This window comes from Hydrogenophaga sp. L76 (assembly GCF_057654755.1).
Genome location: NZ_CM172807.1, coordinates 3,824,307 through 3,839,959 on the forward strand (window position 1 = coordinate 3,824,307; position 15,653 = coordinate 3,839,959).

At 68.5% G+C, this 15,653-nt stretch carries 15 protein-coding genes; 1 reads left to right on the forward strand and 14 read right to left on the reverse strand.

Annotated elements, in window-relative coordinates:
* Window positions 1-102: 102 nt before the first annotated feature.
* The 14 genes from AC23D4_RS18605 to gspG all read right to left on the reverse strand — a co-directional run bounded on the left by AC23D4_RS18605 (window position 103) and on the right by gspG (window position 14,919).
* Window positions 103-999, reverse strand: a complete 897-nt coding sequence (locus tag AC23D4_RS18605; protein ID WP_472887056.1) for a 5'-nucleotidase — start codon at window positions 997-999, stop codon at window positions 103-105.
* 164 nt (window positions 1,000-1,163) lie between these two features.
* Window positions 1,164-2,393, reverse strand: coding sequence for a type II secretion system inner membrane protein GspF (gene gspF, locus AC23D4_RS18610; protein ID WP_472887057.1), 1,230 nt, complete (start codon window positions 2,391-2,393; stop codon window positions 1,164-1,166).
* A gap of 65 nt (window positions 2,394-2,458) precedes the next feature.
* Window positions 2,459-3,046 carry an SCO family protein gene (locus AC23D4_RS18615; RefSeq protein WP_472887058.1) on the reverse strand — a complete coding sequence of 196 codons (588 nt, stop codon included), beginning with the start codon at window positions 3,044-3,046 and terminating at the stop codon, window positions 2,459-2,461.
* Window positions 3,047-3,093: 47 nt separating this feature from the next.
* Entirely contained in the window at window positions 3,094-4,803 is a 1,710-nt protein-coding gene (locus tag AC23D4_RS18620; protein ID WP_472887059.1) for a multicopper oxidase family protein, read from the reverse strand.
* Window positions 4,804-5,361: 558 nt separating this feature from the next.
* Window positions 5,362-6,801 carry a type II secretion system ATPase GspE gene (gene gspE, locus AC23D4_RS18625; protein WP_472887060.1) on the reverse strand — a complete coding sequence of 480 codons (1,440 nt, stop codon included), beginning with the start codon at window positions 6,799-6,801 and terminating at the stop codon, window positions 5,362-5,364.
* Window positions 6,802-6,805: 4 nt separating this feature from the next.
* Window positions 6,806-8,965 (reverse strand): type II secretion system secretin GspD, encoded by a 2,160-nt coding sequence (gene gspD / locus AC23D4_RS18630; RefSeq protein ID WP_472887061.1) that lies wholly within the window; start codon window positions 8,963-8,965, stop codon window positions 6,806-6,808.
* A gap of 45 nt (window positions 8,966-9,010) precedes the next feature.
* Complete coding sequence (gspN, locus tag AC23D4_RS18635) at window positions 9,011-9,805, reverse strand: type II secretion system protein N (protein WP_472887062.1); 795 nt, start codon at window positions 9,803-9,805, stop codon at window positions 9,011-9,013.
* Window positions 9,805-10,341 (reverse strand): type II secretion system protein M, encoded by a 537-nt coding sequence (locus AC23D4_RS18640; RefSeq protein WP_472887063.1) that lies wholly within the window; start codon window positions 10,339-10,341, stop codon window positions 9,805-9,807. The genes gspN and AC23D4_RS18640 overlap by 1 nt, the downstream gene beginning before the upstream one ends.
* Window positions 10,342-10,346: 5 nt before the next feature.
* A complete protein-coding gene (gspL, locus tag AC23D4_RS18645; protein ID WP_472887064.1) occupies window positions 10,347-11,594 on the reverse strand; it encodes a type II secretion system protein GspL in 1,248 nt (415 codons plus the stop codon).
* A gap of 107 nt (window positions 11,595-11,701) precedes the next feature.
* Window positions 11,702-12,706, reverse strand: a complete 1,005-nt coding sequence (gene gspK, locus AC23D4_RS18650; RefSeq protein WP_487623644.1) for a type II secretion system minor pseudopilin GspK — start codon at window positions 12,704-12,706, stop codon at window positions 11,702-11,704.
* Window positions 12,703-13,401, reverse strand: a complete 699-nt coding sequence (locus tag AC23D4_RS18655) for a PulJ/GspJ family protein (RefSeq protein WP_472887066.1) — start codon at window positions 13,399-13,401, stop codon at window positions 12,703-12,705. The genes gspK and AC23D4_RS18655 overlap by 4 nt, the downstream gene beginning before the upstream one ends.
* 103 nt (window positions 13,402-13,504) lie before the next feature.
* Window positions 13,505-13,894, reverse strand: a complete 390-nt coding sequence (gene gspI, locus AC23D4_RS18660) for a type II secretion system minor pseudopilin GspI (protein WP_472887067.1) — start codon at window positions 13,892-13,894, stop codon at window positions 13,505-13,507.
* Complete coding sequence (locus AC23D4_RS18665; protein WP_472887068.1) at window positions 13,891-14,373, reverse strand: prepilin-type N-terminal cleavage/methylation domain-containing protein; 483 nt, start codon at window positions 14,371-14,373, stop codon at window positions 13,891-13,893. Before AC23D4_RS18665 ends, gspI begins: the two co-directional genes overlap by 4 nt.
* Window positions 14,374-14,541: 168 nt before the next feature.
* The gene (gene gspG, locus AC23D4_RS18670; protein WP_487623746.1) at window positions 14,542-14,919 is read right to left on the reverse strand and encodes a type II secretion system major pseudopilin GspG; all 378 of its coding nucleotides are present in this window, start codon (window positions 14,917-14,919) and stop codon (window positions 14,542-14,544) included.
* A 196-nt stretch (window positions 14,920-15,115) separates the two neighbouring features.
* Here gspG and AC23D4_RS18675 point away from each other — a divergent pair, with 196 nt between their 5' ends.
* The gene (locus AC23D4_RS18675) at window positions 15,116-15,616 is read left to right on the forward strand and encodes a type II secretion system protein N (protein WP_472887070.1); all 501 of its coding nucleotides are present in this window, start codon (window positions 15,116-15,118) and stop codon (window positions 15,614-15,616) included.
* The last annotated feature ends 37 nt before the right edge of the window (window positions 15,617-15,653 follow it).

Sequence of the window (15,653 nt, forward strand, 5' to 3'; positions counted from 1 at the left end):
GCAGGCTGCGGTGGAAGCGGCTCCGCCGGGCCACTCGCAGCGTCCCCTTGAGGGGGTGACGCGCGCAGCGCGGCGCGGGGGTGTTCATGGCTCTGGGGTGGGTCATGTGTTCGAGATGCCGCTGGCCACATGCCCGGACGGCACGTGCATGGACGCCGACTCGATGTGACCGGTCTGGTCGTCGAAGAAGAAGTCGGGCTCGAACTCGCGCAGGAACTCGCCCTTGGGCAGGCCGCCCAGGAACATGGCTTCGTCGACCTCGATGTTCCAGTCCATCAGCGTGCGGATGGCGCGCTCGTGCGCCGGCGCGCTGCGCGCGGTGACCAGCGCGGTGCGCACGCGCATGGCGCTCGTGCCTTCGGCCTGCAGGCGGTGCAGGGCTTCGAGCAGCGGCTTGAACGGGCCGCCGGCCAGGGGTTGTCCGGCGTGGGAAGCCTCGTGGGCCTGAAAAGCCGAGAGGCCTTCGGCCTGGAAGACGCGTTCGGCCTCGTCGGAGAACAGCACCGCATCGCCGTCGAAGGCGATGCGCACCTCGTGCGGGTGTGCGTCGCTCGCGTGCACCGACAGCGGGTACACCTGCGCGGCGGGCACGCCGGCGCCGAGCGCGGCGCGCACATCGGCCAGGTGGGTGCTGAGGAACAGGTTGGCGCGCAGCGGCCGCAGGTAGCGCCAGGGCGGCTGGCCGCGCGTGAAACTGCCACGCTGGATCGGCAGACCGTAGTGCTGTGCCGAGCGGAACACACGCATGCCCGAGACCGGATCGTTGCGCGAAAGGATCACCACCTCCACCCGCTGCGTGCTGACATCGTTGAACGCCAGCAGCTTCCTCACCAGCGAAAACGCCACGCCCGGCTGGGCGGGCACCTCCAGCCGGTCCAGCTGCAGCTTCATGTAAGCCCGGTCGTCACCGGTCTCGAAGAGGTGGTTTTCTTCTTCGAAGTCGAACAGCGCGCGCGAGGAGATCGCGACCACCAGTTGACCGTCAAGCGTTACAGGCATGGGGAAAGTTCTCCGCGAACAAAACAAGAGAAGCGGCAAGCGTAGCCGAACAGCGAAGAAGCGAAGCAAGAGAGGGGGAGCCCCGCACAGAATGCGGCGGAACCGGCTCCGCCGGGCCGCTCGCATGGCCCCTTGAGGGGCGGAGCGCAGCGACGGGGGTGGACCTACCTCACCAGTTGATTGAGCTGGATGATCGGCATCAGCACCGCCAGCACGATCAGCATCACCACCGCGCCCATGCCCACGATGAGCAGCGGCTCCAGGATGGTGGCCAGGTGCAGGGCGCGGCGCTGCACTTCGGCACTGAGCTGCTTGGCCGCGCGGCCGAGCATGGCGGGCAGCTGGCCGGTCTGCTCGCCCAGCCGCGCGAACATGGCCAGCAGCGGCGGGAAACGCTTCTTGCTGGCGATGGCCGAGGCCAGCGGCGCGCCTTCGCGCACCAGCACCAGCGCGTCCAGCGCGTCGGCGCGCATGGCCTGGTTGCTCAGGGTTTCGGCGGCGGTCTGCAGCGCGCGCAGGATGGGCACGCCCGCGGCCGCCAGCATGGCCAGCGTGGCGGCGAAACGCGCGGCGTTGTAGCCGCGTGCGAGCTTGCCCACCAGCGGCAGGCGCAGCCAGGCAGCATCCATGACCAGGCGCAGCGCCGGCTGACGCCGCGCCATCACCAGCCCGCCCGTTGCGGCGATCAGCACACCCAGCATCAGCCAGCCATAACTGCGCACGAAGGCGCTGAGGGCCAGCATCATCACGGTGAGGATGGGCAGGGCGCGCTTGCTGCTGGCGAACACGCCGGCCACCTGCGGTACCACGTAGCTGACCAGAAACACCACGATGACGATCGCCACGATCGTGACGATGGCCGGGTAGAGCGAGGCGGCGATGAGCTTGTTCTTGAGCGCTTCGCGTTCTTCCAGATCGTCGGCCAGGCGTTCCAGCACGGTGCCGAGCTGGCCGCTCTGTTCGCCCGCGGCGATCACGGCGGTGTAGATATCGGAGAACTCGCGCGGGTGTTGCGAGAGGGCACGGGCAAAGGGTGAACCGCCGTTGACCTCGGAACGCAGCGAAGCCACCAGGCGCTGCTGGGCTTCTTCCTCGGCCTCCTCGGCCAGCGCGGACAGGGCGCGCTCCAGTGGCAGCCCGGCCGAAACCAGGCCGGCGAGCTGGCGCGTCCAGACCGCGAGGCCCGTGGCGTTGAAGATGCGCCCGCCCCAGAGCGTGATGTTGAATCCGCTGCCCGCTGCCGAACCCTGGGTGTTGACCGCGGGCTCCACCAGCAGCGGCACCAGGGCGCGCGCACGCAGCAGGCCGCGCGCGGCGCGCACGGTGTCGGCATCGATCAGGCCTTTTTGCGTGGCGCCCTGGGCGTCCAGGGCCTCGAAGGAGTAGGCGGGCATGCGGTGATGTTAGCGCGGCCTGTGCACCGCCAGGTCGCGACCAACCGCGCTGTGCCGCCTTCGCCTCAGGTGAGTTCCAGGATGGTGCGCAGGATCTGGCGGTGCGAGCCGAGCGCGGGTGCCATGGTCCAGCGTTCGAGCCGTTCGTTGCCGATGCGCACCATGCCGGTGTGCTGGTTGATGTCGGCATCGGTCGCTTCGTCATCGCCCACGAAGCCCAGCTTGCGGCGCACCAGGTCCACGTCCTGCGGCTTGCCGGTCAGGAAGGTCCAGCCGGGCTGGATGTCGTAGTGCTTGATGTAGTCGCGCAACGCGGCGCCGTTGTCGAATTCGGGGCGCAGGGTGATGGAGTACATGAAGACGTCCTTGCCCAGCCGCTTGCCCAGCGCCTGCTGCACCTGCTTGAGGTTGGCCGTGCCCGTGGGGCAGACGCCGGTGCAGATGGAATACATCATGTTGATGGCGACCACCTTGCCCTTGATCAGGTCGTCGTAGAAACGGACCTTGCGGCCGTCGTGGGTTTCGAGCACGACGTTGGGGAAGTAGTCGGCCATGGAGCTGCGTCCCGCAGGGCGCGGAGCGGCGGCTTGCGCCACGAAGGGCATGAGGGCGGCACCGCCGGCCAGGCGGAGCAGGTTGCGTTTGCTGTTCATGGTGGTCTCCCTCAGGGGTTGGACTCTTGCAAAAAGTTGTTCAGACGTCAGGCCACCACATCCCAGCGGGCCATCATGGCGTGGTCCTCGTGAGAGAGGTTGTGGCAGTGCAGCAGGTATTTGCCGGTGAAGTCGCGAAAACGGACGAACACCTTCACCCTTTCGTCGGGGTTCAGGACGATCACATCCTTGCGGCCCTGTTCGTGCGGCGGCGGTGGTTTGCCGTTGCGCGAGAGGATTCGAATCTCTTCCATGTGGATGTGCACCGGGTGGTGCCAGCTGCCGTTGCCGCGCAGTTCCCAGATCTCGGCGGAGTTGCGCTTGACGACGGCGGCCGCTTTTTCGGGATCGAAAATCTTCTTGTTCACGGTCCAGATGGCGTTGTCCTTGTCGAATTCCCATTTGCGGGTGCGCACGGCCTCGTTCAGGCTGATCGGGGGCTGCTCGCGCAGGCGGGCGGGCACCCGGCTCACGTCCAGTTCCATGGGGTCGGTATCGATGTCGAAACGCAGCAGTTGTTCACCCCGGCTGCTCAGGCCTTCAGGGCCGCGACCGTCTTTCATCAGAAGGCGGTTCACCAGGTACAGCCGGGTGCCGTGGGGGTACTTGCTGAATTCGATCACGATGTCGGCCCGCTCGGCCGGCGCCAGGCGCACGGCGTTCATGGTCAGCGGGGCTTCCAGCAGGTTGCCGTCGTTGGCGATGTAGGTGAAGCTCTGGCTGGTGCTGCCGTTCATGAGGTAGAACTCGTAGAAGCGGGCCACGCTGGCATCCAGCAGGCGGAAGCGGTACTTGCGCCGCTGCACCTTGAAGAAGGGCTGGATCTTGCCGTTGACGGTGACCTTGTTGCCCAGGTGCCCTTTGTTGCCTTCCAGAGGGTTGTAGTAGGTGTAACCACTCTGGTCGAACAGGAAGTCGGCAAACACCAGCGGGATGTCGTACTGGCCGACGCCGCTGGGCAACCGCAAGGCTTGTGGATTGGGGTCCTTCTCGTTGCCGGAATCGAGTTCGTCGAACATCAGGTACAGGCCGGCCATGCCGCGGTAGACGTTCTGCTCGGTGAAGTCCAGGCGGTGGTCGTGGAACCACAGGGTGCCCAGGGCTTCGCGGGTGTCGCCGATGCCGGCCGGGTCGGTCGAGAACCCGGCGTAGTGGTTCATGAACAGGTGGTCCTTGTACAGGCCCGCGCGCTTGAGGCCGGGACCGTAACGAATGGAGCTCCAGTAGTCGCCGGCAAAGCCGTCACTTTCCGATGCGCAATGCAGGTTGTGCAGGTGGACCGAAATTTCTGGCGAACCGTAGCCGACGGCGTAGGGGTTGATCTCGTTGTAGAAGCGGACCAGGCAGGGCTCGTTGTAGCGCGCCACGATGCAGGGGCCGGGGAAGGTGCCGTCGTAGCCCCAGATGGTCTGGGCAGGCAGCTGCGGGTGGAAGGAGTGCAGGGCTTCCTTGACGTGGATGGTGTAGAGCTTGTCGGGCGCGCTGCCGGACCAGGTCTGGTGCGGATCCCGGCCCGCTTCTCCGGCCGCGGGGTACAGGTCGGGTGCCGGGGACAGCGAGGCCACCGTCTGTTTGGGCTGTGGCACCGGCAGCGGCATGGCCCAGGCCGATGTGCGGGGACCCGCGGGCGGATCTTCGGCATGGGCCAGTTGCCCGGGGCGGACCGCTGCCATACCGGTAACGGCGCTCAAGGCGCCCAGCTGGATGGATTGCCGCCGGTTCAGCCGCGGCCCTGTTGGCGTGATGGTGTCAGACATTTCATGGCTCCCGATCTGGTGAGAGGGGGCAGGGTCCGGGGAATGCCGGTTTCCTGCTTTCCGGGCGGGCTGCCATGTTTGTCAGATGTGTCTGTAACAGCGGGATGGGCTGGAACAGGGAGCACGCTTTTCATTACATGTGTGACCCGTTGGAGACAGTGTTTTTCGGGGGATGTAACGCGTCAATCACCAGAAATGGGTACCCAGGGCCGTGGTTGTTTTGTACATAACGTCTTCTAAAGTATTCACATTGATGAAAATGTTGATACTGGAAAGTCGCCGAAACACGTTGGATCAGCCTGGGTTGATATTTGTGAGTTGTTTCAATGCGTGTGTTTCTTTGTGTAACTTTTACATTTTTAAGTTTCATAACGACAGATTTCCCTCCTCTGAGGGATGGCCGCGAAGGGCGCACCGTCCCTTCCTGGGTGCCTGGTCTGGCTTTCAGGACGGGTCTGCCGTGAAGCGTCGGCAACTGTCTGTATCCGGGGATGTGGCGGCTGTCGGGGCCTGGTGTGCCGGGACGGACGCAGGTTCTGCGCCGTTGCGGCCCAGGCTTCAGTCGCGCGTGGTGCGCAGGACCTCTTCCAGGCTGGTCACGCCGGCGTTCACCAGCCGCTGACCGTCTTCGCGCATGGAACGCAGGCCGTTGGCCTGTGCGGCCGCCAGCAGCGCGCTTTCAGCCGCCCGACTGTGGATCAGCGAACGGATCGGGTCGTCCACCACCAGCAGTTCGTAGACACCGGTGCGGCCCTTGTAGCCCGCGTTGCAGTGCGCACAACCGGGCGCGGTCCAGCGGCCGTTTTCATCCTGGCGCCGGCAATGCACGCAGAGCTTGCGCACCAGGCGCTGCGCCAGCACGCCCAGCAGCGAGCTCGACAGCAGGAAAGGCTCCACGCCCATGTCGGTCAGGCGCGTCACGGCGCTCACCGAGTCGTTGGTGTGCAGCGTGGCGAGCACCAGGTGGCCGGTGAGCGAGGCCTGGATGGCGATCTGCGCGGTCTCGAAGTCGCGGATCTCGCCGATCATGATCACGTCCGGGTCCTGGCGCAGGATGGCGCGCAGGGCCTTGGCGAAGTCGAGGTCGATCTTGGGGTTGACCTGCGTCTGGCCCACGCCCGCCAGCTCGTATTCGATCGGGTCTTCCACCGTCATGATGTTGAGCGTGCCTGCGTCGAGGCGTTGCAGCGCGGCGTAGAGCGTGGTGGTCTTGCCCGAGCCGGTGGGGCCGGTCACCAGGATGATGCCGTGCGGCTGCTGCACCAGATGTTCGAACTGGGCCAGCACATCGCCCTGCATGCCCACGGCTTCGAGGTTGAGCCGGCTCTCGCTTTTGTCGAGCAGGCGCAGCACGGCGCGTTCGCCGTGGGCGCTGGGTAGGGTGGACACGCGAACGTCCACCGCACGCGTGCCGATGCGCAGCGAGATGCGGCCGTCCTGCGGCAGGCGTTTTTCGGAGATGTCGAGCTCGGCCATGATCTTCAGGCGCGAGATCAGCGCCGCGTGCAGGGCCCGGTTGGGTTGCACCACCTCGCGCAGCACGCCGTCGATGCGGAAGCGCACGCTGGAATGGCGCTCGAAGGGTTCGATGTGGATGTCGCTGGCGCCGTCGCGCGCGGCCTGCGTCAGCAGGGCGTTGAGCATGCGGATGATGGGTGCGTCGTCGGCGGTTTCCAGCAAGTCTTCGATGGCCGGCAGATCCTGCATCATGCGGCTGAGGTCGGCGTCGCTCTGCACTTCGCTCACCACGGCGGCCGCGCTCGATTCGCCCTGGGCATAGGCCGCGCTGATGCGCTGCGTGAGGGTGTCGCCGGGCTCCCACAGGAACTCGCGCACCTCGTGGCAACGCAGGATCTCCGAGAGTGCCGAGAGGCGCTGCGTCTGCACGGCCGGGTCGACCGCGGCTGTGCTGCTGCCCAGCAGGGTCAGTCCCAGGCCATCGTCTTCGAGCAGCCACAGGTGCTGGCGTGCAAAGGCGTAGGGCAGCGGGTGCTTCATGGGCTCAGTTGGCGGGAGCGGCTGGCGGTGTCGGCTGCGGTGCTTCGGGTGCCCGCTGGGGCGGCAGCACGGGCGCGGTGTTCACGCGCAGCACGCTGCTGGGCACGGGCTGCGCGTCTTTCTGCGTGGCGCGCATGAGGTCGTAGCGGTCGAGCGAGAGGCTGGTCGTGGCGCGTGCGTCGCGCAGCACCACCGGGCGCAGGAACACCATCAGGTTGGTCTTCTTGCGGCTTCGGGTTTCGCTCTTGAAGAGGTTGCCGAAGAAGGGCACATCGCCCAGGCCGGGCACTTTTTCCTGGTTGCCGGCGTATTCGTCCTGCAGCAGGCCGCCCAGCACGACGATGCCGCCGTCGTCGACCAGCACCGTTGATTCGATGGTGCGCTTGTTGGTGATCAGGCCGGTGGCCGAGTTGATCGAGGACGCCTGCACGCTGCTGACCTCCTGGAAGATGGTCATCTTGATGGTGCCGTTCTCGCTGATCTGCGGTTTCACACGCAGGGTCAGGCCGACGTCCTGCCGCTCGATGGTCTGGAACGGGTTGACCGAGCCTTCGTTGCTGCCGGTGTTGGTGAACTGGCCGGTGACAAAGGGCACGTTCTGGCCGATCACGATCTTGGCCTCTTCGTTGTCCAGTGTCAGCAGGTTGGGTGTGGACAGGATGTTGCCTTCACCGTTCTGCTGCAGGAAGCGCGCCAGAAAGCCGAGGATGTAGACGCCGTTGCGCTGCTGGGCAGCACCGATGTTCAGGCCGGTGCCGGGCGCTGTGATGCCCGCGGTATTGCCCTGCGCGATGGGCAGCAGGTTGGTCAGGATGTTGTTGCCGCCGGTGCCGAAGTTGGTGCCCATCAGGCCCACCACGCTGTCGCCGAAACGGCCCAGCGGGCCTTGCCACTGGATGCCGAATTCGGCCGCCTTGTCGGCGTTGACCTCGGCGATCAGGCTCTCCACATAGACCTGGGCGCGGCGCCCGTCGAGCTGGTCGATCACCGCGCGCAACTGCCGGTATTGCGGTTCGGGCGCGGTGATGATGAGGGCATTGGTGGCCGGATCGGCCTGGATCTGCCCGCCGGTGGACGGGCCGGCGCTGGCGGCCACTGGCGCCGTCGCCTGGGGGCTGCCAGCGGCGGTGGACCCGGTCGCGGCCCGGACAGCGACGGCCGTGGGGGCGTTGCTCAACGCACCGACGCCGCCTGCGCCGCTTTCGCCGGCCAGCGCCGCACGCAGCGTGGCCGCCAGCGAGGTGGCGTCCGCGTTTTTCAGGTAGACCACATGGATGTTGCCGCTCGCGTCCTGCCCCCGGGGCTGGTCCAGCTTGTTCACCAGCGAGCGCACCAGCGCCAGGCGTGCCGGGTTGGCCGCACGCAGCACCAGGGTGTTGCTGCGCGGCTCGGCCACCAGGGTGGTCTTGTACGAGGTGTCGGCGGCCTGGCCGGCGCCCACGGTGGCGGGTTCGATCAGGCGTGTGATCAGCGGGGCGATGTCGATCGCGATGGCGTGCTGCAGCGGGATGATCTCGACGTCGGTGGCGCCGGCCACATCGAGCGCGGCGACGATGCGCCCGATGCGCTGCAGGTTGTCGGCGTAGTCGGTGATCACCAGCGAGTTGTTGCCGGGGTTGACGTTGATGGTGTTGTTGGGCCCGATCAGCGGCCGCAGCACCGGCACCAGGTTGTTGGCCGCCTCGTGGTTGAGGCGGAAGATCTGGGTCACGATCTGGTTCGACGATGCGAGCGCGCTGACCGGGCCTGCGTTCACCGGGTTGCCCTGCAGCTTGGCATCGGCCTCGGGCACGATCTTGTAGAGGCCGCCGGTGTCCACCAGGGCAAAACCCAGCAGCCGCAGCGCGGCGCTGAACTGGTTGAGTGCAGCGGCAGGCGACACGGGCCGGTCGGTGGACAGGCTGATGGTGCCCTTGACGCGCGGATCGACCACCACGTTGCGCCCGCTGATGGAGGCCATGGTGCGGGCGACCGCTTCGATCTCGGCGTCGACAAAACTCAGCACCACGGGCTCGCTGCGCCCGCCTTGCGCCAGCGCGACCGGCCCCGGCAGCAGGCACAGGGCCAGGCTGCCGGCCAGGGCGAGCGTTCTCAGCAGACCCGCTGTCTGCCCGGGTTTCGGGTGGACCCGGGTGGGCTGGTCTGGGGAGGGGTTGCGGTTCATCGCTTGATCCTATCGCGAAGTGCTGGGCATCGGCTGTGCCGCGCCTCAGCCAATGTTCAGAATCGAGCGCGGTCCCTGCCGGCGCCCGAGGATGTTGAGCAGGTTGTCCAGCGCCGACTCGCGCCCGGGTGCGGCCTGGGCCTCGCCCTGGAAGCGCAGCCGTCCACCCACCCACTGGCCGCTGCCCTGCAGCCGCAGCCCGCCGCGCAGCGTGCTCAGGTTCAGCGTGGCGTTGTGGCCGTCGGCCGCGGCCTGCAGTTCCAGGCGGTAGCTGCCCAGCGGGCGCAGGGTGGACAGGCGCGAGGCCATGTCCAGCGCGTCCACGGTCAGGCCGCCCTGCAGGTTCACACGACCCTGCACCTGTCGAACGCTCAGGCCGCTGGAGCGCAGCGCCAGCTGGCCATCGGGCCGCAGGGTGTTCCAGGGTGTGCCCAGGCCCACCAGCAGAACGGCAGGCCACTCGCTGCTGAAGGCGGCGAGCCGCAGTTCCATGCCCTGCCAGCCGGGCAACAACAGGATGTCCAGCGGCTCGGGCGAGCAGCAGGGTGTGATGAGTTTCACGGCGACGGCCGGTTGTCCCGATGCCCACGCAGGCGCCAGTCGCCAGCGCAGACCCTGGGGCAGGGCGCTCAGGCTGCGGCTGCCTTCGCCGCCGGTGAGCAGCAGATCGGCCTGGCCCCGCCAGACGCTGCCGCGCGCGTTGACCAGCTGAACCTGGCCTTCGCTGGCGGTGTGCAGGGCTTCGGCCAGCCAGCGCGCCGGCGCAAACACCAGCACGGCCAGCAACAGGCCGAGGCAGCCGCCGAGCCAGGCCAGGCGCAGGGGCCAGCGGCTGCTCATCATTCGTCCGACTGCAGACCGGGGCCTGCCAGCACCAGCTGGCCGCTCCAGCCGACGGGATTCGCCTGCCGTTCCAGCTGGGCCTGCACCGGCAGCAGGCGGGCGTTGACGCGCATCTGGTTCAGCCACTGGGACAGCGCTTCGGGCGTGGTGCCCCGGAAGTTCACGCTCGCGCGGTCGCCCTGCACCGACACCTGCGCGCTGCCACCCAGCTGGCTGGTGTACTGCTCCAGCGCGCGCAGGGTGGCGGCGCGGCCCGGCGGCGGGCTGCTGTTGAGCGAGCTCAGCTGCTCGGCACTGGCGGCCAGATGCTGCATCTGCGCGAGCTGGGCGTCCAGCCGGGCGTGGCGCTCGGGCGCCTGGCGCAGCGTGACCAGGGCCGGCGCGAGCGCCAGCCACCACAGCAGACCCAGGCCCACCACCCAGGCAGCGGCGAACACGGCGCGCCGTTCCCGGGGCGACAGGCGTTCGAGCGCCGCGCCCAGGCCCTGTCCGAAACGGGCCAGGGCGGCGGTGGGTCGGGTGCGTGTGTTCATCGGTGTCACGGGTTTGCCGGGCGCAGGGTGAGTTCGGTGTTCTGGCGCTGCGCCTGCCAGCCGCTGCGCTGCAGGGTCTGCTCCAGGGCGGTCAGGCTGACTTCGCTGTCGGGTACCACGGTGAAGCGGCCTTCGCGGTTGCTGAAATCGATGCGGCTCAGCGTGGTCGAAGGGTCTTCGGTGGCCTGGCCCAGCACGCCGAGCATGGCTTCGAGGTCGCCGTGGGACAGGATGCCACTGGCCTGCTGCAGGCGCGCCAGTTCGCGCTGCATCTGCAGGGGCGCGTCGAGCACCAGCGTGACCTGCGGGAAGCTGCGCTGCAGGGTCTGCCCCAGGGCCTGCTGTTTGGCGGCGAGCACCCGGCGCTCCTGCCAGGCGGCGGCATTCAGGCCGACGAGCTGAACCGCCAGCAGCGCGGCCAGACCCCAGCGCGCCGGCCGCCAGGCCGGCGCACTGCGCCACTGGCGCAGGGTCTGGCGCAGGCGCTGGCCGCGCCGGGCGGTGCTGGAGAGGCTGAGGTCGAACTGCGCCAGGTTCCATTCGGACTGGGCGCAGCGCAGCAGCCAGGCCGGCAGCGCCACGAGTTCGAAGCGCTGGCCGAGCAGTTGTTCGGCTTCGGCGGCGGCGGCGGGTTCGGCCAGCCACTGGGTGTCGCCGTCGGGCGTTTCGGTGTCGCCCGGGGTGGGCAAAACCAGCGCCGCAGCACCCGCGCTGCCCGGTTGCAGCGGTGTGCAGACCACGCCCAGCGCACTCGCGCTCGCAAGCCAGGGCCGGCCGGCCTGGTGGTGGGCCCAGTGAACGGTCGCGGCAGACGGATGGCGGGCCGAGGCCAGGTGGGGCCAGATCGACGGCACGATGCGCGAGACCGGGTGGCCGGCGTCTTCAAGCACTTGCAGCCAGGCCTTGAGCCAGGTCTTGTGGCAGGCGGCCACCCAGACTGTCTGTCCGGCGCGGCCACCGGGTTCGAGCGCGAAATGCAGATCGGCGCTGTCGCTCAGCAGGTGCTCCTCCAACACGCCGTCGAGAACGGCGCGCAACCTCGCGTTGGCGACGCGGGGCAGGGTGGCGCGGTGCCAGGACACGGCGTGGGGTGGCAGGACCAGCACCACGTCGTCGTCGGCGGGCAGCAGCGCCACCGCGCAGGTGCCATGTTCGGTCAGTTGCTGCCCGTTGCCTGAACGTGCCCAGTCCAGCGCCGCACCGGAGGCGGTGGCGCTGGTGACGGAGAACGAGGTGGGTGTGAGGATCAGCACGTCGGGCCTGAATCAGGGAAAAGTGCGCGCACGCGGGATGGCGCTCATTTTAGGGACCGGCCACGTGCCGGCGGATTGCTCGCGGTGTTGAATATCACGCCGGGTCGTCATGGGCGGGCGGCAACGCGTTCGCGCCATCGTACGTTGACGTTGAGCCCGTTGCGCACCACCAGCGAGTGTTCTTCGGTCACGGTGTCGTCCAGCCGCAACCGGACCCGGACTTCGAAATAGCGGCTGCGCACATCGTGTTGCTGGCTGTTGACGGTTTCGTTCGTGGCGCCGGGGATGCGGGCCTGTGCAGCGGGCAGGTCCCTGAAGGGCTGGTTGGCGCGCTCGGAGACCAGCAGCTGCGCCTGGGCCAGGTCCAGACCGGGGATGCTGGCGCTCAGCGCCTCGGCGCTGGCGGTGTTCAGGTTCAGGGTGCTGCGATCGGGCAGCACCGTGACGTGGGGCTGCAGGGCCTTCAGGCTCGCCGGGCCCACACCCAGCCAGCCGAGCTGCGCGAAGCGTGCCGGGGTCAGCGGTGTGGGTGAGGGCTTGAGGTCGTTCAGCGCCAGGTTGGACGTGCTCAGCAGGGTCGAGACCAGGGTGTCGAGTTCGGACTGCGGCAGGTCCAGCAACTGGTAGAGCTTGGTGAAGGCCGCCAGGTCGGGCGGAGAGACCTCGACCTGGGTTTTCGCGCCGCTGCCGGTGGTGCGCACCAGGTTCAAGGCGTTCAGGCGGGACTGCGCATCGACCATCTCGCCCGAGAGAAAGGCCGGCATCAGATCGTCGGCGCTGTTGCTGTTGTTGTTTTTGTCGGCGGCCAGAAAACTGGAGAGCTGGGCTTCTTCGAGCGGCGTGGCCCAGGGTTCGCCCAGGTGATCGGCGTGGCCGCTGTTGCGGTTGCCACGGGCATCTTCCCGCAGGAGCAGGCGCGCCCAGTCCAGCGCCCCGGTGAGTATCCAGCTCGCCTGCACGCGCTGGCGCTCGGCCGCTTCCACCTCGGCCGAACGCCATTGTTGCCACACCGCGGCCGAGGCCAGCGTGGCGACCAGGGTCACGACCAGCATGGCCAGCAGCAGCGCGGCGCCGCGCTGGCGACTGACGAAGCGCCGGCGGTTGTTCATCATGGCGATCCGGCCGTCAGCGTCGGACGCACCCAGTCGCGCACCAGCGTGCCCGAGAGGCCCTGGCCCGCGGACAGGCTGAGCACCAGGCGCACCCCGTTGGGCAGCAGGCTCACGCCCGCCACGCCACTGCCCTCGTTGCCGATGGAGGACAGCGGATGGCCCCAGGTGGCACCGCGGTGGTAGAAAAGTTGCCAGCGGTCGATGCCGATGAGTGCGAGCGCGGTGTCGTTGGTGCCCGCTCCATCGCGCTGCTGTTCACCGAGGCCCCACTGCGAGGCCCGGTCCCAGGCTTGCGCGAGTTCATCGCGGCGACGCAGCGGCGGCGATTGCCAGCGCATCCATTGTCCCCCAGCCGCCGTCTGCTGGAGCGACCACGCGACCACGCGGATGCCGGGACTCTGCAGGGTGTTTTCGGTGCTGTCGCGCCGGGTCAGCCGCAGCACGCGGCCGTCAAAATCCAGCGCGCCGAGCTCGCCGGTTTCAACCAGGGCGTCCAGATCGGCGCCCCACTGACCGAACGCCGCCTGCAGCCGCAAAACCTCGTCGGCACGCTGCTGGGTCAGTTCCTGGGTGCGGTTCATGCCGTCGAGTGAGCGCCAGCTGAGCAAGGCCAGCAAGCCCATCACCGCCAGCGCCACCAGCAGCTCGATCAGCGTGAAGCCGCGGTGCTGGTAGCGCGCCGACCCTCGACGCATGAAACAACGCCACCCAGAGGCACCGCCGGGCCGGCTTTGCCGGACGGCCAGTGCCGCCCCCCTTGAGGGGGGTGACGCGAAGCGGCGCGGGGGGTGTTTCATCTCAATACCGTCCCATCACGGTGGACAGGGTGAGCAGCCGCGCGTTCGCCCCCTGAACCTGCCCCTCGACCACGGCGTCGACGCGCCGGAAGTTGGGGTTCGGCGTCGGCAACACCGCCAGCCGCACCTGCAGCTGCTGTCCCGCCTGCTCGCAGCCGCTCGTGCTCTCGCCCACGCCGGGCAGCTGGCGTGTCAGGCGCAGCTTCGTCAACTCGTTTTCGGCGCAGAGCTGGGCCAGCCATTGATCACTTTGTCGCTCCGCGGCGCGGGTGAGGGCGCCGGTGGCCTGCATGCCGGCGGCCAGCGTGATCGCCACCACCGCCAGCGCGACCAGGATTTCGATCAGGGTGAAACCCCGGGACCGACGCCCGCCGAAGCGCGTGGTGGTCATGGCGCAGCGGTCTCGGGCAGCACGGCGAAGGGTGAGAGCCCGTCGGTGCCCAGCGTCAGCTGGTGCTGGCCGTGCGCGAGCCGCAGGGTTTGCGCCGCGATCAGGGGCTCGGGGCCCAGCACCAGGCTGCTCGCCCCGGTGGGTTGGGCGATACGCACCCGGGTCTCCGGGTGCAGCCAGCGGCGTTCGTGCGCCAGAGAGGCCGGTGCCTGCGGGCGCGCCGGGGCGCCCAGGAATTCGAACCCTTCCGCTGTCGGCCGCCAGTACACCGGCACACCGCTGCTGCGCGACTGGGCGCGCGCCGATTCGAGCAACGCCGACAGGCGCAGGGCTTCGGTCTCCAGCCGGCTGCCGTCGTTGTCGCGCAGGGTCAGGCTCACGCCGGCCGTGGCCAGCGCCACGATGGCCACCACGACCATCAGCTCCAGCAGGGTGAAGCCTTGCTGGAGCGAGCTGGAGCGTGGCAGGGTTGACAGCACCGCATTACTCCGGCAACGCGTTCGAGACGCAGAGCAAACGGGCTGAAGTCAACAAGCCCCTGTGCGCGAAGTGCCTCAACCCAGCGGGTGCCGAAGATCCGGCTCCGCCGGTCCAAGGGCCCCGTCCCCCCGGGGGGGAGCCGCGCAGCGGCGCAGGGGGGAGCCTGTTCACTGCCAGCTGCCGACGTCAGCGTCCCGGCCCTCGCCGCCCGGTTGACCGTCGGCGCCCAGAGAGAGCACGTCGACTTCGCCGTGTACGCCGGGGTTCAGGTACTGGTACGGGCGGTTCCAGGGGTCGCCCGGCAGCTTCTCCACATAGGGCCGCCAGTTGGGTGGCACCGGGTTGGTCGCGGGCTTGACGAGCAGTGCGTTCAGACCCTGTTCGCTCGTGGGATAGCGCTGGTTGTCGAGGCGGTACAGCTTGAGCGCCTGCATCAGGTTGTTGACGTCGGTCTTGGCCGCCGTGACGCGGGCGTCGTCGGCACGATCGAGCACATTGGGCACGATCAGCGCGGCCAGCACGCCAATGATCACCAGCACCACCATCAGTTCAATGAGCGTGAAGCCGCGCTGCAGCGAGCGGCGCCAGGGGGCTTTCGAAGGCGTGGTGTGTGGGGTCAGGGGGTGGTGTTTCAAGGCGATCTCCCGGGAGCAGATGGCTGGGGCGCGCGCCGGTCTGAACGGCATCCAGCGGCACGCACGCCACAGAGGGTCGTGACAGGCGGTCGATCATAATGCGGCCATGAACAAACGGGCATTCTCCGGGCGCGTCTTCAACCCTGTGGCCAGTGCGGCGGTGGGCTGGGCGGGTGGCCGTTTCTGGCCCGCGCTGGCCGCGGGGCTGTTCTGGCTGGCTGCGGGTCTGAGTGCGGGGTACTGGGTGCTGCGTGCCTGGGGGCAGGGCCCTTTGACCCCGCTGGCCGCGCTGGCGGTTTCGGCGCCCCAGGCCGACGTGGCCGCAGTGGCCCGCGCATTGGGGTCGCGTCCACAGCAGGCGATGGCCGAGGCCGCATCGACGCCAACCGCGACACGCTACCGGCTGCTCGGTCTGGCCGCCCGGCCGGGGCAAGGTGGCGCAGCGCTGATCGCCGTCGACGACCAGCCGCCGCGACCGGTTCGGGTGGGCGATTCGTTGGAGGCGGGCTTGGTGCTGCAATCGGTGAACGGCCGTGAAGCCCGGCTGGGACCACAACGCACGGGACCCAGCACGGTGCGGCTGACTCTGCCAGTGGTCGAAGACTGAGCGGGCGGCCGGTAGCCGATCCGATGCAGCCGCCTGC

Coding starts and splice junctions, on each gene's coding strand:
- gspK (WP_487623644.1), bottom strand. CDS start 12,706: ATGATGAACAACCGCCGGCGCTTCGTCAGTCGCCAGCGCGGCGCCGCG.
- gspE (WP_472887060.1), bottom strand. CDS start 6,801: ATGAAGCACCCGCTGCCCTACGCCTTTGCACGCCAGCACCTGTGGCTG.
- AC23D4_RS18615 (WP_472887058.1), bottom strand. CDS start 3,046: ATGAACAGCAAACGCAACCTGCTCCGCCTGGCCGGCGGTGCCGCCCTC.
- gspI (WP_472887067.1), bottom strand. CDS start 13,894: ATGACCACCACGCGCTTCGGCGGGCGTCGGTCCCGGGGTTTCACCCTG.
- AC23D4_RS18620 (WP_472887059.1), bottom strand. CDS start 4,803: ATGTCTGACACCATCACGCCAACAGGGCCGCGGCTGAACCGGCGGCAA.
- AC23D4_RS18675 (WP_472887070.1), top strand. CDS start 15,116: ATGAACAAACGGGCATTCTCCGGGCGCGTCTTCAACCCTGTGGCCAGT.
- AC23D4_RS18655 (WP_472887066.1), bottom strand. CDS start 13,401: ATGCGTCGAGGGTCGGCGCGCTACCAGCACCGCGGCTTCACGCTGATC.
- AC23D4_RS18640 (WP_472887063.1), bottom strand. CDS start 10,341: ATGAACACACGCACCCGACCCACCGCCGCCCTGGCCCGTTTCGGACAG.
- gspF (WP_472887057.1), bottom strand. CDS start 2,393: ATGCCCGCCTACTCCTTCGAGGCCCTGGACGCCCAGGGCGCCACGCAA.
- gspG (WP_487623746.1), bottom strand. CDS start 14,919: ATGGTGGTGCTGGTGATCATTGGCGTGCTGGCCGCGCTGATCGTGCCC.
- gspN (WP_472887062.1), bottom strand. CDS start 9,805: ATGAGCAGCCGCTGGCCCCTGCGCCTGGCCTGGCTCGGCGGCTGCCTC.
- gspD (WP_472887061.1), bottom strand. CDS start 8,965: ATGAACCGCAACCCCTCCCCAGACCAGCCCACCCGGGTCCACCCGAAA.
- AC23D4_RS18605 (WP_472887056.1), bottom strand. CDS start 999: ATGCCTGTAACGCTTGACGGTCAACTGGTGGTCGCGATCTCCTCGCGC.